We start from the raw sequence: 24672 nt of genomic DNA, 5'->3' as shown, positions 1-24672 counted from the left end.
TGCCTGTAACACAGGCTAAGCGACTTTCCCCTGAGAAATGCCCCACTGTTTGCCCCTACCAAATGAGGAAGGATTTCTAACATAACCATATAAATAAAAGGACTCAGTTAATCACCAGTCCATTTCTTCAAGCTCTTCCTCGGTATCTGCTATCATGCTAACTGAACGACTAAGCAAATAATCAATATGCAATGCTTGATCCTTTAACATTGTTAGGGAAAATAAGTCTTTAATAGCAAAATCAACCGAAAATGTACTGCGGATCAAAGTTTCGAGTCTGGTTACGAGAATTGAATTGCCACCCATTTCAAAGAATTTGGCATGACAACCAATATCCTCGTATGCCAAATCCAATAACCTAGACCACAACTCAATCAAGGTATGTTCAGTAGCTGTTTGTGGCGCGATATAAACCGTCTGTGCCAAACTTTGAGCTAAATCTGGTAGCGCTTTCTTGTCCACCTTACCATTTGGTGTCAATGGCCAACGTTCAACCACCACAAAAGAAGTCGGTATCATATAATCAGGTAGATTACCAAAGAGCTGCGTCTGTAATGCCGTGGTTAATTCAAAATGACTATGTGATAAATCTTTTGGATGGACATAAGCCACCAAAAATTTAGTGCCATTTTTAGCCTCTTTAACTAATACCAGCGCAGAATCCAGTTCAACACATTGATTAAGTTGCGCTTCGATTTCACTGAGTTCGATTCTAAAACCACGTATTTTTACTTGTGCATCAAGACGTCCGACAAACTCAATACTGCCATCTGGTAATACTTTGGCTAAATCACCAGTTTTATAAAGCAACTCACTGTCAAGATGATCAAACAAATCATAAAATGGGTTAGGAATAAATTTTTCAGCGGTCAATTCAGGCTGAAGATGGTATCCACGGGCAAGACCATCACCACCAATATGGAGTTCACCGATTACGCCTGGAGGTACTAACGCCATAAATTTATCCAATACATACAAACTCACATTATGCAAAGGCTTACCGATACTGAGCTGTGCACGTGGATACAGTTTTTGGTATGAAGCACATACCGAGGCCTCTGTCGGGCCATAAGCATTATAAAAGTTGTATTGTGCCGACCAAAGATCAACTAACTCTTGCTCACACGCTTCTCCAGCAACAATCAGTGCTTGCAGTGATAAGTCGTCTCTAAAAGACATCATCGCAAGAAAAGCGGGCGGTAAAGTGATATGACTAATTTGTGCATCATAAAGTAACTGTTCAATGGCTTTTGTCGAAATTCGCTGATCTTTATCTGCAATAACCAAAGTTGCTCCATTGAGTAATGCCATAGCATATTCCCAAGTACCCGCATCAAAACTCATTGAAGCAAAGTGCAATATTTTAGAGCTAGACTCAATATTAAAAGCATCAAATTGATTTTTAGCTAAATTGACTATGCCTTGATGTTCAAGTAATACACCTTTGGGCTGCCCTGTTGAGCCAGAAGTATAAATCTCATAGGCTAAGCTCTTTGCTGATAATCCTAATGATTCTGTGGCGATATTCTTATCGCTATACTGGCTAAATAAGGGATCTTCAGCGCAAATCAAACCATCGATGTTGATCACGTGATAAGCAGATATATCAACTCCTAGAATACTCATTTTACTAGCAAGAATTGTGACTATAGCTGAATCTTCTAGCATGTATTTCAATCGAGCTTCTGGATAACTAGGATCTAACGGTACATAAGCTCCTCCCGCTTTTAGTACCGCAAGGGTCGCAATAATCATTTCCAAGGAGCGATCTAAACAAATACCCACTAGAGTGTCAGGCTTTATAATACAATGCTCTAGTAAATAATGAGCTAACTGATTGGCCTTACTGTTTAATTGCTCATAACTCAATTGCTGCTGCTGATACACCAAAGCAATGTGCTTTGGATTCAAGCGTACTTGTAATTCAAATACTTCATGAATACATAAAGTACGGTCATATTCACTACGGTTATCATTAAGCGTATTAACTAAGTAGTTAATAAGCTCATTTGGCAGTGCATTAATCACTCCAGGTAACTGCTGAGCGACATCGGAGTCAATCAAACGCTCCAGTAATAAGTTAAGGTGCTGGCTTAACTCCTCAATATGCGAGTCTGTAAATAAGGATTGATCATATATCCAGTTTATTTGTAATCCATAATCAGACAGGGAAAATTCGACTTCAAGGTCAAATTTGGCGACACAGGCATCAGTCATCAAAGGTGTCAGTTCTAGATTTGGTAAAGTACTTGCAATGTTATCTTGGTTAGCAAGTTCGCTATTGAATGAGACCATCAGCTGACATAATGGTGCAATACCACTCGCTCTAGATATTTTTAATGCATCCACTAACTGCTCAAATGGTAAGTCTTGATGGTTTTGTGCGTCTAAATGTGTCGCTCTAACATGTGCCAAATAAGCTAAGAGTGAGGGCTGTTCGGTATTAACTCGCAGCGCAAGAATATTAACAAAAAATCCTATCAAAGGTTCAACTTCGCTCTGCATTCGGTTAGCAACTGGCGTACCAATCACAATATCACTGGTATTACTGTAACGACTCAATGTCAACGCCAGTGCACCATGCAAAAGCATAAAAGGGGTCATCTGATTATCAGTCGCTAATTGACACAGCTGTTGAGTTATCGGTGAAGACACTCGACTCATCACCATAGCACCTAAATATTGCTTTTCTGCTGGTCTTACAGAGTCTAATGGTAGCGCATGAACACTCGGCACATCATGAAGTTGTCTTTGCCAATAATCCAACTGTTGTTCTAATACAGCACCTTGCAACCAGTTTCTCTGCCACTGTGCAAAGTCAGCGTACTGAATTTCCAGTTGAGCAAGAGGATTTGGTTTTCCTTCAATAAACGCATGATATAGAGTAAAAAATTCATATTTCAATCGGGTTATTGACCAGCCATCTGATGCAATATGATGCATGTTCAACATCAGCACTGCATGAGTATCTGATAAAGAAAGATAAGTTGATCTGAGCATCAAATCAGTAGAAAGCTCAAAAGGAGTCTGCGCATCTTCAAGTAGTTGTTGTTCAACTATTTGCTGAAACTGCGCTGCACAAAGGTGACCCAAATCGAGTCGTTTAATTTTAAAAGGCTGTGCTGGCAAGATACATTGTTTTGGACCGTCGACATCTTCTCGATAAATAGTTCTGAGCACTTCGTGTCGAGCAACAATAACGCTTAACGCTTGCTCTGCGATAGCGAGGTCAAATACTCCATCTATCGTAAAAGCCATCGGCATATTGTATTGCGCAGAGCCGCCTTGAAAGTGGTCGATAAACCACAATCGTTGTTGGGCAAAAGATAAATCAAATTGGCTTTGGTCACGACTTATAGGCAAAATTTTAGGTCGCACCATAGTGCAATCGCTTTGCTCAATCACGCTAGCTAATTGTTTAATCGTACTCGATGTAAAAATGTCCTTTACAGCTATTTCGATATTTAACCGACTACGTATCTCAGATACTAACCTTACCGACAAGAGCGAATGCCCACCTAACTCAAAAAAGTCAGCCTGAGTCGATATTTTACCCTGTTCAATATTTAACAGATGTGACCAAATTTCGACAAGCTGATGTTCAACTTTGGTTTCAGGAGCAAGAAAATCTCCATTTTGCTGACAAAAAGTACTTGGCGGTAAAGCCCGTCTATCTATCTTACCATTGTGCGTTAATGGCCATTCATCCATTACGATAAAAGCACTTGGGATCATATAACTTGCAAGCGTATCTGTAAGTTGGACTTTAATCGTTGCTATCAGAATTTGCTTAGATTCTTCTGTCTCACATGTGAGACAAGGTCGAACATAAGCAACTAATTGTTTATTGCCTGCTAATTCGTTGACCACTACAACCGCTGAGTCGATGTCTGGTTGCGCCTCAATTGCGAAGGTAACTTCACCCAGTTCAATTCTAAAGCCTCGAATTTTAATTTGGTTATCAGCTCGGCCAATAAAGTGAAGTGTGCCATCTCGGTTGTAACGAACAAGATCACCAGTCTTATAAATTACTTCGTTATATAATTCATGATGTATAAAACTTTCAGCGGTCAATTCAGAGTTATTGACATAACCTAAAGCAACACCGGGGCCTGAAACAAATAATTCTCCTACGCAGCCAATTGGCACAGGGAGTAATCGAGTATCTAGCACATAACATGCAGTATTAGCGATAGCACGCCCAATACTCATATCTCCTAACTGCTCAGGGAATACTCGGTAGGTTGTTGCAACATGAGTTTCTGTCGGGCCGTAATGATTATAAAGTGCACATTGCGGGTGAGAAGCCATAAATCGCTGAATATTAGTTGTCATTTTTAACACATCACCTGCAACAAATACTTCCCTTAAACAGGGTAATTTACTCGTTGAGGTATTCACATGTTCTGCGATTAAATCAAACACAGCTGGAGGGACAAATAAGCGCTCGATATTTAACTGATATAACAACTGAGCCAGTTTTTCTAACTGATCTTTTTGTTTTTGGGAAATTAACGTTAAACAACTTCCTGTCAACCAGCTGGTTGCCAACTCCTGTGCCGATACATCAAAAGTTAATGGCGTAAATTGCAGTGTATTATATGCTTGCGTAATTCCGTCAATTTTCGCCTGATGACTTACTAAATTCACTAAGGTACCGTGTTTTTGACAGACTCCTTTTGGACGTCCAGTCGACCCTGACGTATATAAGATATAAGCAGCATCGTCCTCTCCAATGTCTGGTCGCACAGGGCTCCCAATCTCTACCTTATCATTGGTGAGTTCATCTAGGCTCACTACAGTCAAACTCGAAAAACTCGAAGGGATATCAATTTGCTGATTACATAATACGAGTGACAAATTTAACTCGGCAATAATGTGGTTTAATCTATCCGATGGCGCATTTACATCCATAGCCACATAGACAGCTCCCGCTTTTAATATCGCGATGACCCCACAAATCATTGCCTGCGAACGTTCGCCATACAAACCAATTGGCTGACCTTTAGTCACTTTATAACGAGCAATCAAAATATCAGCGATAATATCCGCTTTTTCATTTAACGCCTGAAATGTTAACTCATTATTTTCAAATTTTAATGCGACATGATGTGGATTAATACTTGCCTGATACTCAAACATGGCGTGCATTGATGAGAAATCACTGATAATTTTTGGTCCCTTAGCAAGCGCATTTGCTAACGTTTCTTCTTGTGAACTAAACATGTTTACTGTTGAAAGAGATGTTTCTTCTGGGATATCAAACATCGAATCAGCCATATCAGCTAACGACTTCAAAACATTTAATAAATGTTGATTCAATTGTTCTATGTGTGCTTTGTTAAACAAAGAAACATCATATGTCCACGCCGTCGAAACACCTTCATCATTTAATGCCATATGAATATCAAGATCGAACTTCGTCGTCAGAGATGTTTCATGCATTGGCTGTAAACTAGCACTACCCAATTTAAGCTCTTCTATAGAATTGTTATCGACATCAAACTCATTATTAGTTGTTAATAAAATTTGGAACAGTGGGCTGTGAGTATTACTTCTTGGTACATTCAATGCTTCAACTAACTGTTCAAATGGTACATCCTGATTGCTTTGTGCCTCTAAATGCACTTGCCTAATATGCTTAAAATAATCGTTCAAAGTGCAATGGTCAGTATTTACTCTCAAAACAAGAGTATTTACAAAAAAGCCAATCAATGACTCCAATACTGCTTCTTGACGATTTGCGACCGGACTACCAATCACAATATCATCACTCCCACTATGGCGGCTCAGTACCAATGCCAATGCACCGTGAAGCAGCATAAAGGGCGTTAGCTGATATTTTTTTGCGATTTGAAGTAGTTTTTCCGCAGTGTATTTATCAAGTATTGTCGTAACTAAATCACCTTGAAACTGCTTTTCCATTGGCCTTTCGTGATCTAGCGGTATTTGATGTAGCGTAGGTATTTGATGCAATTGACGCTGCCAATATGTAATCTGATCTTGCAGTCCATACTCGATGAATTTCTTTTGTTGCCAATCAGCAAAGTCCATATATTGTACTGGTAAATCCGCAAGAGGAGACGGATGGCCTTGTTCAAAGGCTTGATAAAGAGCTAAAAATTCTCGAGTTAATACATCCATCGACCAGCCATCAGCGGCGATATGATGCACATTAAAAATCAAAATACCGTTATCTGCTTGATCACATTCTAGCTGAAGATAACTAGCACGCAGCATAACATCTTTACTCAAATCAAATAGTTTGACAGTTTCTTGTTGCAACGCTTGATATTGTGCCTCAGCGCTTTTAAAGATTTTACAGGAAATGGTTACGTTCGTATCCATCAACACTTCTTGCTGTGGCTCACCTAAGTACTCTTTGTAAACCGTGCGCAAAACGTTGTGGCGCTTAACTATTTCATTTAATGTTTTTTCAACTAGCGCAATATTAAGGCTGCCCTTAACATGGTAAGTAACAGGAATGTTATATTCGCTTGAACCTTGTTGTAATTTGTCAATAAACCATAAGCGTCGCTGAGAAAATGATAATACAGATGAACGTGAACCTAGATTACAAGAAACTATAGATGACTGTTTATTGGAACTTGCGCGCAGATTATTTTTAATAGCAGTAATGATTTTTGGTTTGTTATTAATTAAAAAATCCTTATCGTCTTGGGTTAATAACTTAACCTGGCCCCTTACTAATAACTTACCTTGATCATCTACAGTAAGCTTTATTCCTTTCTCACTGAGTTTTAAAAAGAACTGTTTCATATTTTCGCTTTTGCTATCAAATTTATAAAAAAGATAAAATGTACAGATACAAACAAGTCTTTAAACGACGCAAACCTGCAATTGCACTATTTTCATCTACCTAAGACCTTAACGTTTTTTAATCTTTATAATCAACATCCTTAATCTGAGCTCAAGTTAATCTAGGTTAGTTTTTTGTTTTTATGGACCTTTAACACCCTCTCTCGACATTGTCATTTTTATAAAAATAAATATCCCTTTTCGTGCAGCCGAGGGAAAACTAACTTATTATTTATCAATCAGTAACACCTGATTAATTGACTAAACAAGTGGTCTTAAACAATATTAAAATTGAACTACACACTAGTATGTTAATATGTCAGGGGTATTACATGTTCGCGACTTTAAAATAAATCCCGTAGTGAAAAATAAACCATTGATATAAGTGAGATTAATGAAACTAAACTTAGAATAATAAATCCATTTAAAATAATTATATTCGCATTTTTCAGGTGAACTGAACTCAATAAATATCTAGTTCAATAATTTAGAAAGGTATCTTAATTAAAGTTAATAAACATTATTTATAGCAAAGATCCAGTATGTTTATTATGTTCACTACTAAGCAAACAGCTGATAATTAAACATCGCAATCCCCCTCTAAATAAGTATCACTAAACATACCCTAGGTACTGATACACTATAAATGCCTTCGATTAAATGGATATTGTTGTAATCCAAAAATCAGACTAATTATTTTCTAGCAACCATAATTTTTTAAGCTTGCTATTGTTTTACTCGATATCCAGTCATACGGAAAATACTTTATCAACGACTTAATAAAGCCGCTATATAGGCTATTTACAGCGTTACTTCTTTACCTGTGACAACGTCATATCCACTCAACAACATAAAAGAAGAAGAAGGGCAAACATAAACACCACTACAGCCATCTGTATGACCGAAATCATAGGCAAGCTTAAAAATATGTTGCACCAACTGTACATCGATACTCTCAGGCCCCATTTCTTTAATGTTCAGACTTTTGCTTAACTCAGTTAATGCGTCATTTTTCATTTTATCTGTCCATATTAAAAGCATTACAACAGTTTGTTTCTTGTACGCGCATCATTATTATATAATCTGAAGTTATTTTCTACATTTTTGTTAAAAATAAAGGTACAAGAAAAATTTAAACTAAATCAATATGATGAAGTAATTCACCTCAAAAAATCAACAAAACTCCAGCACCTTAAAGATTGCTTGCGATGCTAAATAGGCCCTTTGTGTTCTGATGTATTGCATAATTTAACGCTCGTCTTTTGCTAGTTTTATTTTATGGCCCTACCATGACACTTAGTTGACTAAATTCGAGTTAATAAACTTAAACTATGAATAATTAACTGATTTTAAATGCTAACATCAAGAAACTTGTACACTGAACCCTTGTAGTAATAGAGCTCTCATCATTCAATTGACCAATGAGAAAGTTAAACTTTGACTATATCTACTTAAATCTATGAACAAAGTACCCATTACAACTCCATACTTCATCGATTCTCACATTCCTATCTCTGAGGGTCAATTATTTTTAGTCAGCTCGATACATGCTTTAAACTATTTCCCTCTTTGACTTAGAAAACTGCATTTAGTTAACCAAGAGCACTATTACTCAAGATGATCTCTGCAGTTTTATCAAAAGCGCCGGGCTGGGCAAGGTCAATCATTAAACTGTCAAGGGTTGTCTGTTTACGATCCCACATACAATATAAATGTACATAATGTCGATTGTATTTAACCCCATCAATACTCACCGCTTCTTGTGCTTCACATAATGAATATTTGAATGTAATGGCGGGATTAGTGCGGCGAAACAAAATACACAGTGAAAATGCAGAACGATGCAGCCAAATATCAATGCCATCACGCTGCTTGATCATTTTAGCTAACGCACTAAAACGTTGGTACAGGGTCTGCGTCATAGTCAATGAATGAATGGCCCTTGCTTGTAACTCTGCATAGCCTGTTTTACCTAACATTGACCATAAAGTCAGTGCTGCTAAGCCATTTCGCGATCCTGCTAAGGTTGAATCTGGCGCTCCAACGTATTGTGGATTATTCATCGTTGCGAGATATTTTTGTTTGCTCATATAAATGCCACAGGGAGTGGGTGCCCCTAAGAACTTGTGGCCACTGGTGACAATTGAATGAATATAAGGCAAACTAAAATCAAATTCGGGAAAAGCTAAATCATGCTCAAAAAAATTATCTGCATTAAGTTTTCCTGTTTTCATCGCCATGTTAATAAATGGCATAAATGACGCCCCCAATGCACCATCAACATGGATCCAATACCCTTGGCGAATATCCACATCTGAATCCTTATCCCCAAAACAGACTTCACGATTAACTAACCCATATTGAATAAAAATATCCTTGAGTGCTTTGTAAACTCCAGGAATATCATCGTAAGCACCTTTAAATGTTGTGCCATAATTGAGTATTATTAAAATCGGATGCCCTTTTTTTGCAAAAAACTCGACCAATAATTGCAGCTTGCCAATATCAATACAGCCCGAACCTAATTTTCCAGCATATAGCTCTTCTTTGCTGGCTTGCTCTGAAGGGACTTGCCTTGGCCAATCCCCACCTAAAGGGCATTCATTAGGATAAAACTCACTGCCAATATCATAAAAAGAAGGAATGCCCATAGCATGAATCGCTTTTGATATTGAGTAATGCGTATCTTCAGAAAAAAAAGCGATGGGTTTATAATAATTAGGATTACTGTTGCGACGTTTAGGTTTAACTAAATGATGATCATTTTGGTCAACGACTAAACGATGACCCGATAAATAATCTCGCGCACTTAGCATTGCATACATGTTGCCTTCTGTGCTGCCCATACTAAGCACATAACCCCAGTAACTATCGGGATTTCCAGTCCGCTGCGCGGGCCAATTAGCCCGCCATACTGAAGCATAAAAATCCAAAACAGCTCGCTCAGCAGGCTTAGAGTTAACTGTACAAAAGCCATTAGTAAAGGGATCGCCTAAATTATTAATCATAGTATTCATGGCTGAAAATAGTTCACTGTAATCCGTATTCACCACTACTTGATAACCTAGAAAATGTTCTTTTTGTTGTAGTAAATAATGGTGTAGTTTTTCTTGGTTTTCTGCTTGTTTTTGTTGTTGGCCTGCGGCTGGCAACTGTAAATCTTTTTCATTTATATGTTGTTGCTGAGCGATAAAATACGTGTTGTGCGCTTCATACACTTTAGCTGGATCGGCTGAGGGTGGCGTAATCAGTAATTCCCCAAATTGACCATAGGCTAAATCTGGAATTTGACTGATCCAAGGATGAGAATCGGGCCCAAAAGGGATAGTAAACTGAGTTTTTTTATCAACATACATAGTTCTGACTTTCCTTGTTAACTAAACCGAGCAACTAAATAGCGCATTGGTTAAAAAATCCTGCGTTAAACGTAGTTAACAAGCTCGTTTTTTTCAATGAAAATCAAGAAAACTAATAAATATTTCATATAAATATTAATTAGTTAAATGAGATAAAATCAAATTAAATCACACTGAAACCATGCTTTTTATTACAACCAATAAGTCAATTTTCTGATGTCGATGAGGGATAAGTCACAGAGTTAAAAACTAAGTGACTTATGGTTTATATGATGAATAAATAATGTGGTCAGGTAAGATAAAAACTCAAAAAATAAAACTAAACTGACTCAATTCGGGCGTTATAAAGTCGATAAGCAAGTGCCAGCAGTAAACAAATAGTTGCAGGCACAGCCAGCGCCATAAAAAGCCAGTAAGCATAAAGCCACGCGCCAAGTACGCCCCCTAAAATGAAACCAATAATAATCAACAAAAACAAAATTGCTTTACGCTTATCAAACGGTTCACCACGAAGTTTGGCCCCAAACATTAAACCTAAATCAGTAAATATACCGGTTACATGTGTCGTTCTAACAATGGCACCACTATATGTCGTCGCTAATGCATTTTGTAAACCACATGCCGCGGATGCACTAAAATGTCCCCATGACAAATCTGCACTGAGCAAATAAATTGAAAGCGCTAATAGTCCCGCCTCTATCACCAATAACGAATCATAGTGACGACCTAGCTTTAACGAATGACCCGATAACATCAGACCTGATAGTGCAGCACCGAGCATAAAACTCAATAAAACACCAAGTAAATGAATCACTTGCTCTAGTGACGCATTAACTAAACCAATGCCAAGTAAAGTTGCAGATCCCGATAAGTGAGAAATAGATTGATGCTGAAATCCAATTAGCCCTATTGCGTTCACATTGCCCGCGACTAAGGCCAAAATAAAAGCACCATATTCAACCCAACGAGGTAATTTTGTGATCATAATGCCCTTAAATGTACTGCTTTAATCAGTACCAGTGTAATGCAAAAAAGCTATTAAGCGGACTCTACTGTAGATTTATTTTGTCGCCAGAATAAGTCAACACTGTCGCAGCTCTTAAACCTAAAGTTAACTCACCAAGTCTTCGAATTTCAATACCAGCCTGCCCATTAGTAGTCGCCTGTTCAAGTTGATGCATTAAAACGATAGAGGCTTATCCCAATCAGCATGTGGGGATGTGGAGATGTAAAAAGGAGTTAACTACATTAGGACTACCTTAATCTTTTTTCTTTCGCTTTGATCACTGCTTCATTTATAACCTGCTAGTACACCGTCTTGACGAAAGCTTCTTCATGCTAAACATTGCGTCATTAAACACAAATGAGTGAAGTGATAAACCAAAATAAGGTATATCACTTCACTCATTGTGAGACATCAAAAATTTAGGGTCATCCCCACCGACGGCAAGGGCATATCAGGAAATTGATAATCTTTTTCATAACTAGAGTAATCTTTGTTGTATTCAAATTCTTGAATCGCTTTAAAAGCATATACATTCATTAATTCGAAGTAAATGCTACTATCGAGTCCCATTAATTGTGTTTTGTAATCAATTCGAAGATCTAATCTATGGTAATTTTTGACACTCGATGCATTAAAACTGTCATATTCTGGGATATAAAATAAAGGGTCTTGTTGGTCTTGCTCATAATATGGCGTGGCAGAATTGACAGCTGTATAGCGCCGACCTGATTGAAAACGCCATTTAAACCCTGCACTCCACTGCTGATTGATTTGGTAATTAAGTACAAGATTTACTACCCAAGGTAAATCAAACTCACTATTAAATTTTTTATCTATTAATGGGTTATCTCGCTCTGTTTTGCTAAACGCAATACTTAGCCATCCTAGCCAATCTTCACTAAATGACTTATTCAACATCAATTCAGCACCATAAGAATCTCCACTTGCAACATTAAGATAGGTCTCAATACTAGGATTAATAATTTGATGTGGATTTCTTTTCTGTGCCAATGGGTTGGCAATAACCAAGTCACTAAAATCTTTGTAATAAAGCTCGGTGGTTAATTGCCAATTTTTGCTAAGAGTTGTATTTAAACCAATCACTATTTGGTTCGATTTACTGGCGTGTAACTTTTTATTACCCAGAGTGTTGGCTAACAAACGATAGTCGTTGACCCAAGTATGATGTACACCGTAAGCAAAATGTAATTGATGATTGTTATACAATTGCCACAATACTCTAATGCGGGGCTCTAAATATTGTTCATCGTTCAAATCTGAACCAATAAATGCTGCACCCAATTGGGAGCTAATTGTCGGTGTTAGATCGCTTTCTATATTGCTATAGAATGAATAGTCCACTATCGAAAGATCACCTTGATCACTAAATTTATCGCTAAAATAAGTGACTGGGCATATTTCAAACTCTGTATTACAGGGCAACAAACGACCTGAGTTGAAGTAATCAATTTTCGTACTTTTAATCAAACCACCAACAGCAAAGGTAAAATTATCCGCGTAATAGCGCGTATCGGATCGGATAATAATATTGGCAATATCTGCTTGCCAGCTAAAGATATCTCCCTCTCTTTCTTGCTGTTTTTGTTGCAAAAAGTTTATGCTATTGCTCGAATCATACTCTTGATTATATCGCTGCCAGCTAATGGCTTGGCTATGGTAATAATTTTCATATCGTTCACCTGATTTTAAATCAGGATTTTTATTAATGTCACGCCCGTTTTCATCAAATGCAATTTCAATGTAGTCTTTTGCACCATTGGCAGCAAAAATAAGACTATCTTGATCACTCAACTGCCAATTAAACTTTGCTTGATAATCACGGTTACGAGGTGGGACTGCAAAACTGAACTCCTCATCTTCAATAAAGTTATCGACATAAATATGAACTAAGCTTTCACGATATGAGAGATAGTATGCAAAACTTTCACTAAGTACTTTTTCATATAAAAATCCACTACGATATAACCCTAAATCTAATACAGTTTGATTGCCTAAACTACCTGCATCACGCAGTTGAGTTAAGATAACGCCACCATTAGCATTGGTTAAATTTGGCTGCCAAGCCGCAGTTTTGAGCTCAAAGCTTTCTATTAGCAATGGATTGTAAACGCTTGCTCCATCATTATGGAAAACATAACCCATATCTAAGCCATCAGTTAAATACAGGTTATCTTGCGATGAGCTTCCTCTAATAGCAGGCTCCGCAATGGGGCCTCCGCTATTAGATGGGGCTAAAATAACGCCGGGCAATGCTTCAAGCCCCTTGATAGGGTCATTAGCTGTTCCTGGTAAATTAACAACCGCTGTTGATGAAATTTTAATCCCATTTCCTTTAATTGCGACCACAGTAATAGTTTCTAGCTCTTGTTGCGTTATGTTTTCATTTGCTGATGCGCAACAAGAATACGCCATACATAATGCCAATGGAGCGATGCTTTTCATGGTTATTTCCTAATAGGTTGTTTATCTAAATCGCGCCAATTAAACACTATTAATTTGAATTTAGTTTTGCTAGCTTATTGTTTTTGAACGAATGGGCAGTTTATTGTACCAATAGACAACCTATTGAATGAGTGGACTTCAGCCCTAATGAACAGACATTTTCCGTTAGGTGATATCAAACCGTTTACCTACTTCTGGTTTCTTTCTTTTATCTTTGGTTTGATTTTTTCTTTACTAAAGCCTCATGAGCAATTTTCTTATTTTGCGAACTTTGGAATTTGGCAATTACAAACTCATTTAAGTATGTTGATTTTTGTGGGTTGCCACGCTTTGTTGGTTGGGAAGTTGGGTCAACTTGCACCCGTCTATAAACTGTTAATTTCATCTTGCATTGCATCGGTTTTGTTTACACCTGTCTCCTTGTTATTTGATGTGTATTTATTACAAGATGAGCAATTTAATATGGATGCTTTACTTAATGAGTGGCTCAATATGGCACCTAGTGCCATGCTAAGTTGGTTATTAATTAATGTACCATGGCTAATGGGATTTTCATTTCATAAACCAAACTTGAGTAAAGATGCTGTTAATCATGGTGGGCAAAAAGTTGATGACGTCAATGATGGCGAGCTTTTACACACTGCAGTGAATGTTGACAATACATCAACAGAAGAGGGGATCCCGCACTTCTTTAGTTTAGCTAATCTAGAATCTGTTCAAGACCTTTTAATGTTAAAGGCTGAGCTTCATTACTTAAATGTGATCTCAACTAATGGTAAAAAATTAATTTTATACAACCTTAAAGATGCGATTGAAGAACTAGCAAAAATTGATAACAGCTACTTAGATTGGCAAGTACATCGCTCTTATTGGGTTAATAAACCCTATATCCAGGCTTTAAATAGAAGTGGTCGTGAAGGAGAGCTTATTATGCCGCTTGGCAACAAAGCATTAGTAAGTCGCAGTCATATGGCAAAAGTTCGACGTTGGCTAGAATAGGAGCAGTCGGGTAAAAAACGCTGATATAAAACAAGTAATGGCACATCATCAAAACGACTAAAATTCGTAAAAACGCGCACGTTTAGTCACAGTTCGGTTATTATCACGTACAAAAACACAACCTTACAACCCGCTAAACATCCTCCTGACTTATTTTATTAATTGTAAAATAGCCTTAAATTCAGGTGCTTTACAATCGGCCACAAGTTCAAATAAACACATTTCAACTGAGGTTAAATGAGCACCCAAACCAAGCAATTTATTTAATGCTAATTGTTTATTAAATTCACTACGAGAAGAGACACAATCGGCAACAATTTCAACCTGATGGCCTACTTGCAATAACCCTATCGCGGTTTGATAAACACAAATATGGGCTTCAATTCCACATATCAACCACTGTTTAATACCGGATTGTTGCACTGCGTGGTTAAATAACTCAGTGCCAGTTGCATCAAAGCTATACTTTTCAATCACCTGATTAGGCGTTAAACATTCAGCCAAACAAGGAGTGGTTGGACCGAGTTTTGTTGGGTTTTGTTCTAACCATAAAATTGGCAAAGATAATTGGTGAGCACCAATAATGAGTTTTTTGGTTTGGCTGATAAGAGCATCGCTATTGTGCACTAAGGTTGCTAACTTACCTTGAATATCGACCACAATGAGCCCTGTTGTTGATTTATGCAACATCTGATGCTTCATATTCAAGTGAGCTAAAACCAAGTATTAAATAATTGAACCCCAAAATATCCAATCGCAATTCCGAGCAAAGTACCCAGTGCAATACCAATGTATTTCAGGGTTTTTTCTGTGTTGTCGATGAGTTCTTCAGCATCATGCTTTGGCATTGTCATTATCCTTATGAGTACGTATCAATGTGCATATTGATACAATATTAAATCTATCAAACTAGACTAAGATTGTATAATCTTTCTTACCTATTTTAGCAACTATTTTTATATCTAGATGATTACCTTAGGGTTCAGTCTATTAATTACCACAATTGCCCATATTGTAGGCTCTATGAGTATCACTACTTTGATTATGGTTTAAACACATGATTTAAAGCACAGCAGATAATTTCGAAAACTTAAAACCAATGCTAAGCAAGGTATTAAGTGTTCTTATTGTAATTGAAATTACCTCATTTAAAAAGCCAAGACTAAGGCTGTTCATCGTATACGCGCATATTCGATGGAATAACATACCATTTTTGTTTTTGACTCACCCAAACATGAGCCGTTGGTTCAAACACTTTATCGTCAGCAAGTCCAACTGGTTTTAGCTTTAGTTTAATTGTTGATAAATCATCAGGATTGAAATGATAGATTCTATTTCCACAATCAGGGCAAAATTTAGCACTGTTTTTGTTGCCACTTTGCGCTATTCGAGTCCACTCTTTTAGCTCTCCACTAAACTCAATATCACTGGTCGCAACTAATGCTGTAATACTGAAAGGCGCTGTCGCCAGCTTTTGACACTCATAACAGTGACACGCCAGCACCATTTTAGGTGGCTGATGTAGTCGATAACTCACCTGGCCACACTGACACTGGCCTACAATCGGATATTCCATTTTCTGTTTTCCTGTTATTACTACTTCGCATAAAACGTGTGTGTCGCTTAAATCTAAACAGCACACATTGAACTCAAACGTCATTAAAACGTATCATATTGTTATGTTAATTAACTAGCTAAAAGTGGTGAAACGCATCTTAAAAAAGACTTAAACCAAATACATTTTTAACTTGCTTGACGACTATTTCAGTTTCTTGTTGGGCAAGCTCTGTACCTGCCTTTAATATATCCAATAACTGTTGCTTATCTGATAGATAAAGCTCTCGTTTTGCCCTGATGGGAGCGAGTAATTGTTGTAAACACTCTTCGAGTTGCTTTTTAACTTGCCCATCACCTAAGCCACCTTGCCGATAGTGTATTTTAAGTTTCGCAACCGTATCAGGCTCAGGATGAAACGCATCTAAATAACTAAACACGACATTTCCCTCAATACGACCAGGGTCGCTAATGTTAAGATGATTAGGATCTGTGTACATCGACTGGACCGCTTTACGAATAGCCAGTGGATCTGATCCTAAATAAATACAATTCCCCATTGATTTAGACATTTTATTTTTACCATCAGGTGCTACCAATCTTGGGGTTTGACTCAATAATGGCTTGCACTCCACTAAAATTGTTTGCCCTGCAATGTGATTAACTTTACGAACAATTTCATTTGTTTGCTCTATCATTGGCAGCTGATCATCACCAACTGGGACCAATGTCCCCATAAATCCAGTAATATCGGCAGCTTGACTAATTGGGTAAGTCAAAAAGCCTGCGGGAACAGATTGGCCAAATGCTTTATTCGCAATCTCATTTTTTACCGTTGGATTACGCTCTAAGCGGGCCACAGTGACTAAATTTGAATAATACATTGTCAGCTCAGCCAAAGCAGGCAAAGCGGACTGTAAACAGATGGTAGTTTTACTTGGCTCAATCCCTACCGCTAAATAGTCAGCCACTAGATTTAGAATATTCGCCGCAACCAGAGTGGGTTTAAAACCGTTATCAGTTAAACCTTGCATATCCGCAACTAAAATAGTTTGTTGATATTGCTGTTGTAATAATACGCGCTGCTTAAGCGAACCAACAAAGTGCCCTAGGTGTAAACTGCCCGTTGGTCTATCGCCGGTCAACACTTTTTCAGTCGCCAAGCGTGCGTTGCATGCACCAGCATGAGTCTGTGTGGTTGAATTAAGATTGTGCATTTTTTGTCTCCTAAGTGGACCGTCGAAGACAAAATGCTTAATTCATAAGGTGTCTTTCGACGGCTTATGAACAGATGTGATCAAGCGCCGCGCTAAAAAAGAGCGCGCCACCATAAATTTGAACGAAAACTAACGATTGAAATAAGTCTCATGGCAGAAAACTAACATGAGCACATGCAAAATACAACGCGTAAACGACAGTTTTTAATACCTAAAAAAAGCAAATCAGACTACAATTTCGCTCAATCTCTGCAAATGTGATTTAACAAAAAACTAAGTTAATTAAATCAGTATTTTGCATCTTCATTTAAGGCTAAATTAGCATGAATATTCTTTTTTTAATGTATCCTTGGGAACGTGTTGAACCTGAAACCGACTCAACACTGCGCCTCATCCACGAGTGTGTTAACCGTGGTCATACCGTTGCGTTAGCAACAACCAGTAACCTGACCATGCGAGACTCCGTTGCCAGCGCATTTTGCCAAGTATTTAAAAAAGAACCGGTGCCAAGTAACATCGTTACCTTTTATAAAAAAGCACAATTTAGTCAAGCACGTCTGCCTTTGGCTGGATTTGATAGCATTATAATGCGTACCAATCCGCCGTTAGATGTGGTGGCATTAAATTTTTTAGATTCTGTACGCGAAGAAGTGTTTATTTTTAATGATATTGATGGACTTCGTGTTGCCAATAATAAGCTCTATACCGCATCGTTTAATGATGTATCTAATACCTTTATTCCTGTCACCCATGTATCAAAATCCCCCGCTTATTTGGAAGAAGTGTTGCGTGAATCACCCACTGATAAAATGATCATGAAACCGCTTGATGGCTATGGTGGTCAAGGAGTTATTTTAGTTGAGAAACAAGCACAAAAAAGCTTTCACTCCTTGCTTGAGTTTTATATCAACAGTGGCGATGGCGGCAATTATGTGATTTTGCAAGAATACGTTGAAGGCGCAGAACAAGGTGATGTCCGTATCTTAATGCTCAACGGCGAACCTATTGGTGCGATGAAGCGCATTCCAGCGGAAGGCGAAGTGCGCTCAAATGTGCACGCTGGCGGCTCAGTGGTTAAACACGTATTAAGTAAACAAGAAAAAGCACTGTGTAAACACATTGGTCCTAAACTAGTGCGTGATGGCCTCTACTTTGTTGGGATTGATGTAATTAACGAAAAGCTGATTGAAGTAAACGTTCAAAGCCCCGGCGGAATAGTACGCATTAACAAACTCAATAATGTGAAATTACAAAAGAAAGTCATCGACTTTGTCGAAAGTGTGATCAATGCCAAAGAAGCGCTATCACAACGTAAAACCGAATTTAGACAAGCGATCACTGATGCTCATATTATCTGAACAAGACTGCATAAAACTGATTAACCAAGGGCAATGTTTTCATGCCAGCGTAGCTGATGGCGCCTTTACGCTAAAAATTGATGAATACAGCCCATTAGTTTGTGCCGCGTTGGCAAGCGGTCAGACGCTGCGTGATGAATTATCGGCTATTTCAACACTCAGTCAAGATGAACGCACAGCGTTAAGCAGCCAATATTGTGATGAATTATTATCGTCGTTTCCCATTACACTTATTGCCAACGACAGCAGCCTTGAATACGATTTAAGCCAAGTCAAAGCCCATGCAATAAAAGTGGTAGACTCAAGCAATCAAGCTCTTTGGACTAAAACTTGGAGCAGCAAACAGCGCGCGATTAGTCTGCAAAAACACGATAGCTTTTATTTAGTCCTCAAAGCACTACTGGCTAAACTTGAGCAAAAATTTAAGCATGCCATGGTATTTTCACTGCAAAGTGCGCCAAGTGAGCAGCAGCAAAATACCTTTGCCATTGATATTAGCCAACTTGACCAAGCGCGGTTTAAAAATATTAGTCAGCATTTTTTACGCCAGCTAAACCTAATTAATTTACCCAATATTGAAGTGAACAGTGCAGTCGGTTTAATAAAACATAGCCACAATTATCTCACCACTCATATTTATGCTCATTTTGATAACACAGTTGCACTGCCACTTTGTGTACAAAAAGTATTTATGAATGAAGCCAATAGCGAGCTTTATCACCTAGTACTTGATGAATTAAAAGTGGGCCTTAAACAAGCTGTGTCTGAAACCGCCGCCTTTTTTATGCGCCGTTTTAGCCACAGTCGTAAAACCCGACGCGAAGACATTTTATCATCGGCCATAGCTAAAGAAGTGATTGAGCTTGATAAAAAGCTCTATGCCTTGTGTAAAAATGTCGGCACGCTTAACTTTATAAATCCGGTTAATTTAGCCAGCGAACGCAAAAAATTCTTTGCGCAAAAAACAGCTTACACACCGCAATTTAAATACAAACAGCTTAATATTAATCCACATCAATTTCGCGAGCAGCTTTATAAACTGCCCGTTGAAGAGATCCTGGATGCCGATATTCAGCAATTTTATCGCCGCTTTATCGACCATCTTGCCACCAAAATTGAGCTACTAACTTCGATTGGCAGCGATGAATTTATTTATAACTCGCTAAAATATTACGGCGAGCCCGATAACAACGACATTGCGAATGCAGAATTTTTGCTGCGAGCACCTGCAATTGCCAATCAAGAAGGTCCGCTTGAGCACGATGCCGATGCAGCCGTTGACTATTTTCAACAGCGCGCCAAAGAATGGGGCCTAGTCTGTAAAGTCGAAAAATCCGCCAAGCTGGTCGCCAAAGCCATGGTCAATAATGAAAAGCATATTTTGTATATCAATAAAGATACGCTGTTCTCTGATCAAGAACTTAATGCCTTTGCCCATCATGAACTCGGCATTCATATGGTGACGACCTTAAATGCAAAAAAACAGCCGCTTAAAGTCATGTCTTTGGGTTTAATTGGCGATACACATACCCAAGAAGGTTTAGCTATTTTAAGTGAATACAGCTCTGGCAGTTTAACACTTAGGCGATTGCAAACGCTGGCCATGCGCGTTATTGCGGTAAAATTAATGCTCACTCAACGGGATTTTTCGCAGACCTTTAATACGCTACAACAGCGCTTTATTCTGACCGATAACGATGCCTTTACACTAACCACCCGAGTTTATCGAGGCGGTGGTTTTACCAAAGATTACCTTTATCTTAAAGGCTTTCGCGACATGCTTAATTTAAGTGATGAGCAAGACTTATCAGTACTGTTAGTTGGGAAAACAGGGATCAGTGATATCACATTACTTAATGAAATGGTCGAACGGGGGTTTTTACCCAAACCCGAAAGCCTATTTCCACTGAAAATTGTGCAGTCAAACCCACCGAGCATTATGGATTATTTAGTATCTGCTATTTATTAAAACCTTTAAAAGCCTGAATTATCAGGCTTTCATTTTTTAATAAAACTAAGCCTTATATTCATATCAAACAATCACATAAAAAAAGCAGAAAAAACAAGACTCTTTTTGCTCCTTTGCATGCTATTCACTATAGTTAACTCACAATCTAATCAAGCTATTGAGCCTGAATGACTTTACCCTCTCAAAATCCTCGTGCGCTTGGCATTTTTTCCCTTGGATTAATGGCTATTAGCTCTATTGCCTATGCTAAAAACAACCACGCCGAGCTTGATTTATTCGCTGATATTAATATTGAAGAGTTACTCAATATCACAGTCTCCTCAGCTTCAGGGTTAAACGAAACCTTACGTAATGCTCCTGCCGCTATGGTTATTGTTAGCGCAAAAGATATCTCGCAGCGGGGCTATCGCAGCATTGAAGATGTACTGATGAATTTACCTGGATTTGATAACTCAATCACTTATGGCAATAGTAACTTCACCAGCTATCAACGAGGATACCGAACCCCCTTTACTCAACGTACTTTAGTATTATTAAATGGCATAGTGGATAATCACCTTTGGACACAAGAAGCGTCATTAACCAGTACCTACCCAATAAGCAACATCGAGCGAATTGAAATTCTTTATGGCCCAGCGAGTGCGGTTTATGGCGCAAATGCTTTTTCAGGTGTGATTAATATTATTACCAAGCAAGCCGCTCAAACACTCAAAAACGAACATATTCAAACAGTCAAAGTGAGTAAAGGCAGTTTTAATAGCGACAGTATTGAACTTTCACTCGCCGGGGCATCGCAGGCTTGGCAATATAATCTCAGTGCCAATCTTTTGCAAAGTGACGAGCCTGATATCGACGATTTTGCCCCTTGGGGGTATTTAAGTAATGAGATGCTGAGTAATCGCGCAATTTGGGGGCCGATTGTGGCAGATCAATCCCTTGCGCAACAATGTGCATCCGATGCATGCCCGCAACGAGGTTATAAACATAACTATGGTCAATACCACGATTCGAGCCGAAACTGGGGCTTACTCGCTGATGCATCTTACAATAACTTTACTGCGGGACTTATTCTGTGGCAGCTCAATAATGGCTATGGCGTATATTATCCAAGTGATCGCGCTCAACCAGGTAGTGCCTGGCAACGAAACTCGAAGCAATATTATCTGAAACATTACGGACAATTAACGAGCCAATTAAAAACAAAAACCTTAGCCTTATACCGTGAAAATCGTCTCTGGGGTGACTGGGCAGAAGCCTATCCAGTCAATCCAGATTTAAATACCCAAAACGTCTTATCTGCGGTCAGCCTCTCAAAATGGAATTCCATCAGTAATAGCTGGTTAGTACAACAAGACTACGAATGGCAACGCAGTGAACAACTTACCTTCAGTGCAGGCCTCAAATACCAAGAAAAAAGCCTCACCAAAGCGTATGAAGTCTGTGGATATTGGGAGGGTTCATTTTGCTCAACCTCCACTTTGTCAGGTGTAGTACTAAGTACTGAAACATCAATCAGTAAACCAAGTAATCCCGCATACAAGATGCCTGCTGACAATTTAATTAAAATAAAAGATAAAGGGTTATATTTACAAGGAATTTGGCAATTGGCCCAGTGGCGACTTAATGCCGGTGCGCGCTACGATCACAACAGCATTTACGGCAGCACCGTCAATCCAAGACTGTCCGCAATTCACTTTTTATCCGACAAAAGTACCCTTAAACTCATTTATGGTGAAGCATTTCAGGAGCCCTCTGCCGCTCAATTGTGGGGCGGTTGGAATGGCCGTGCCGCGAATGAAAATTTAAAACCTGAACAAGTAAAAAACCTTGAACTCATTTACATGTTTCAACAACCAAATTGGCTGCACGATTTTTCGCTTTTTAGTGCTCGATATGACGATGTGATTAAAGAAGAAGCCGAAAATGCAGGGCATCGCCAAAACTATGGCTTTGAATACCGCGGGCAATTCAAGTTTGATAATCCGTGGTACCGGCATTCTGCTATCAGTGGCCATATTTATTATACTTATACTAAAGCGCTAAGCAGTGTCAGTTACGATCACAACATTGCCGCTTGGGTTGGCGAGGGAGTTGAACAATGTGCTTTACTGACACCAACAACATATAACCCTTGCCAAGATCAAAATATCGATGTTGGCGACATAGCGCCACATAAAATCAACGCTAATCTGAATATTCCGCTTCACGAGCGGTTAAATTTAAACATTGGCGCCAATTGGGTCTCAAGTAAAAAACTGTATCTACGTAATCCCCTTCGCGACCAACAGCAAGATAATGCCAGTTATTTAACCCTAGATACCAATCTGAACTACCAAATTGATAACCTATTAGTGGGTGTTAGAATTAAAAATCTACTTGATAAACAGCATTATCATTCAGGTGTTGAAGCCGCCAGCTCTGGCAATGATTTTAGCCAACGCTCACAAGGATGGCACAACTCGCTCATCCCTCAAGTTGGAAGAAATTTTGTCCTAAGTATCACAATTACTTTTTAAATAAAATTTAAATTCAAATGCTTGGAGATTGAGAGCGTTAAACCATCTTCAGCCAATATTAACTGTCCGTGATAATATTGTTGCGCTTCTTGCGCTAAAGGCTCGAGCATACCGGGTCCATGGTAACGACTTGAAAAATGAATAAGCGCTAATTTGGGAATTTTGCATTGCTCGGCAAATTGTGCCACCCGTTTTGCATCACTATGACCTGTGTGTTCGCCTACTCGTAATAAATCTGCACTGGTAAACGTGGCTTCATGTACCAATAAGTCGACATCTTGGCATACACTCGCTAATAAACTTGGTTTTTCATTATCGCCACAAATTAACACTTTGCGAGGCTGCCAACTAGGGTAAGTGAAATCAGCACTTTTAAGCAGTTGATGGTTGTAAATAACATCTTGTCCGCGCTGTAACTGATTGTAGTGTGGGCCACTACCAATACCTGCAGCGTTTAATTCGTCAATTCTAAGTTTATTAGGTACGCCCTTTTCAATAATTTTAAAACCGACACAGGGTACTCGATGCTGTAGTGGATGAATTGTGACCAAACAGCTTGAAAACTCTAACACTTGCTGATTATCAAGCGTTTCCCATGCAGTAAAAATAAGCGAAAAAGCAGTTTCCATTTCGGTTAATTCAAGCGTCGCCTCCACAAACTCAATGACCTTTTTGGGAGCCACTAAGTGCACCGGCTCTTTTCGACCCGCCATGCTGATTGACGCTAATAACCCAGGCAAACCGTAACAATGATCACCATGTAAATGGGTAATCAAAATCACACCAAGGTGGTAAGCAGCGAGCGGGCTTTTCATTATTTGATGCTGAGTGCCCTCACCACAGTCAACCAATAACCAAGTCTTTGTATGTTCAAATTCAACGGCCGTGGCGGCTACATTTCGACTCAGTGATGGACAGCCTGATGACGTGCCAAGAAAATGGATCTGCATAATGAATTCTATTTATCTTTAGGAACCTTGCGAAAGTGTAACCGCTTAGAAACACACGCAACACTGTTTTATACCTAAGAGCCATATTTTAACGCGCAGCTTCTATACTCTGTTCTATTCACTTATTATCAAAGAGGCATACCATGGCACTTAAATGGACAGATTCACAAGAAATCGCGCTTTGTTTATTGGAGCACTACCCTGCCGTCAACCCAAAAAACATTAATTTTGTTGATTTACGCAATTGGATTTTGAGTTTGGACGAGTTTGAAGATGACCCCAAACACTGCGGCGAACGCATTTTAGAAGCAGTGCAAATGGCTTGGATAGATGAGTTCGAATAAAAACGTTAGCAAACACAATTGCAACGCAACCAGCCAATACATTGTAAATACCTTGTTACAAAGAAACATTCAGCGCTGCCAACAAGCTGCAGTATGATAAATCAACATCAACGCGGTTTTG

General features: G+C 38.7%; 15 protein-coding genes. 5 read left to right on the top strand and 10 right to left on the bottom strand.

The window, feature by feature from the left end; translation table 11 throughout:
- Positions 1 to 111: 111 nt before the first annotated feature.
- The 5 genes from PTUN_RS18980 to PTUN_RS18960 all read right to left on the bottom strand — a co-directional run bounded on the left by PTUN_RS18980 (position 112) and on the right by PTUN_RS18960 (position 13644).
- Positions 112 to 6780 carry a non-ribosomal peptide synthetase gene (locus PTUN_RS18980; RefSeq protein WP_009836319.1) on the bottom strand — a complete coding sequence of 2223 codons (6669 nt, stop codon included), beginning with the start codon at positions 6778 to 6780 and terminating at the stop codon, positions 112 to 114.
- An 840-nt stretch (positions 6781 to 7620) separates the two neighbouring features.
- Positions 7621 to 7836 (bottom strand): hypothetical protein, encoded by a 216-nt coding sequence (locus PTUN_RS18975; protein ID WP_119081659.1) that lies wholly within the window; start codon positions 7834 to 7836, stop codon positions 7621 to 7623.
- 575 nt (positions 7837 to 8411) lie between these two features.
- Entirely contained in the window at positions 8412 to 10175 is a 1764-nt protein-coding gene (locus PTUN_RS18970) for a pyridoxal-dependent decarboxylase (RefSeq protein WP_009836321.1), read from the bottom strand.
- 319 nt (positions 10176 to 10494) lie between these two features.
- Complete coding sequence (locus PTUN_RS18965; protein WP_009836322.1) at positions 10495 to 11160, bottom strand: YoaK family protein; 666 nt, start codon at positions 11158 to 11160, stop codon at positions 10495 to 10497.
- Between the two features lie 432 nt (positions 11161 to 11592).
- Entirely contained in the window at positions 11593 to 13644 is a 2052-nt protein-coding gene (locus PTUN_RS18960) for a TonB-dependent receptor plug domain-containing protein (protein ID WP_009836324.1), read from the bottom strand.
- Between the two features lie 147 nt (positions 13645 to 13791).
- On the opposite strand from PTUN_RS18960, the gene PTUN_RS18955 reads away from it, so the two are divergent.
- Complete coding sequence (locus tag PTUN_RS18955; RefSeq protein WP_009836325.1) at positions 13792 to 14643, top strand: LytTR family DNA-binding domain-containing protein; 852 nt, start codon at positions 13792 to 13794, stop codon at positions 14641 to 14643.
- A 150-nt stretch (positions 14644 to 14793) separates the two neighbouring features.
- Here PTUN_RS18955 and PTUN_RS18950 read toward each other — a convergent pair whose 3' ends face one another.
- From PTUN_RS18950 to trpS, 4 genes are all read right to left on the bottom strand, one after another.
- A complete protein-coding gene (locus tag PTUN_RS18950) occupies positions 14794 to 15333 on the bottom strand; it encodes an isochorismatase family protein (RefSeq protein ID WP_009836326.1) in 540 nt (179 codons plus the stop codon).
- Positions 15334 to 15356: 23 nt separating this feature from the next.
- Positions 15357 to 15491, bottom strand: coding sequence for a hypothetical protein (locus tag PTUN_RS22490; protein WP_269725351.1), 135 nt, complete (start codon positions 15489 to 15491; stop codon positions 15357 to 15359).
- A 314-nt stretch (positions 15492 to 15805) separates the two neighbouring features.
- Complete coding sequence (locus tag PTUN_RS18945) at positions 15806 to 16219, bottom strand: GFA family protein (RefSeq protein WP_009836328.1); 414 nt, start codon at positions 16217 to 16219, stop codon at positions 15806 to 15808.
- Positions 16220 to 16358: 139 nt separating this feature from the next.
- On the bottom strand, positions 16359 to 17414 hold the full coding sequence (gene trpS / locus PTUN_RS18940; protein WP_009836329.1) for a tryptophan--tRNA ligase: 1056 nt from the start codon (positions 17412 to 17414) through the stop codon (positions 16359 to 16361).
- A 323-nt stretch (positions 17415 to 17737) separates the two neighbouring features.
- Here trpS and gshB point away from each other — a divergent pair, with 323 nt between their 5' ends.
- The 3 genes from gshB to PTUN_RS18925 all read left to right on the top strand — a co-directional run bounded on the left by gshB (position 17738) and on the right by PTUN_RS18925 (position 23257).
- On the top strand, positions 17738 to 18772 hold the full coding sequence (gene gshB, locus PTUN_RS18935; RefSeq protein ID WP_009836330.1) for a glutathione synthase: 1035 nt from the start codon (positions 17738 to 17740) through the stop codon (positions 18770 to 18772).
- Complete coding sequence (locus PTUN_RS18930; protein WP_232284958.1) at positions 18702 to 20741, top strand: flavohemoglobin expression-modulating QEGLA motif protein; 2040 nt, start codon at positions 18702 to 18704, stop codon at positions 20739 to 20741. Before gshB ends, PTUN_RS18930 begins: the two co-directional genes overlap by 71 nt.
- A 167-nt stretch (positions 20742 to 20908) precedes the next feature.
- Positions 20909 to 23257: a TonB-dependent receptor plug domain-containing protein gene (locus tag PTUN_RS18925; RefSeq protein WP_009836332.1), complete on the top strand. Its 2349-nt coding sequence runs from the start codon at positions 20909 to 20911 to the stop codon at positions 23255 to 23257.
- Here the strand turns inward: PTUN_RS18925 and PTUN_RS18920 are convergent.
- On the bottom strand, positions 23254 to 24207 hold the full coding sequence (locus tag PTUN_RS18920) for a ribonuclease Z (RefSeq protein ID WP_009836333.1): 954 nt from the start codon (positions 24205 to 24207) through the stop codon (positions 23254 to 23256). The genes PTUN_RS18925 and PTUN_RS18920 overlap by 4 nt on opposite strands.
- A 143-nt stretch (positions 24208 to 24350) precedes the next feature.
- On the opposite strand from PTUN_RS18920, the gene iscX reads away from it, so the two are divergent.
- The gene (iscX, locus tag PTUN_RS18915; RefSeq protein ID WP_009836334.1) at positions 24351 to 24551 is read left to right on the top strand and encodes a Fe-S cluster assembly protein IscX; all 201 of its coding nucleotides are present in this window, start codon (positions 24351 to 24353) and stop codon (positions 24549 to 24551) included.
- Positions 24552 to 24672: the final 121 nt, after the last annotated feature.

The organism is Pseudoalteromonas tunicata (assembly GCF_002310815.1).
Classification (GTDB): Bacteria; Pseudomonadota; Gammaproteobacteria; order Enterobacterales; family Alteromonadaceae; genus Pseudoalteromonas; species Pseudoalteromonas tunicata.
Note: the sequence above shows the minus strand (reverse complement) of the source record. Positions and strands in the feature narration are given on the sequence as shown.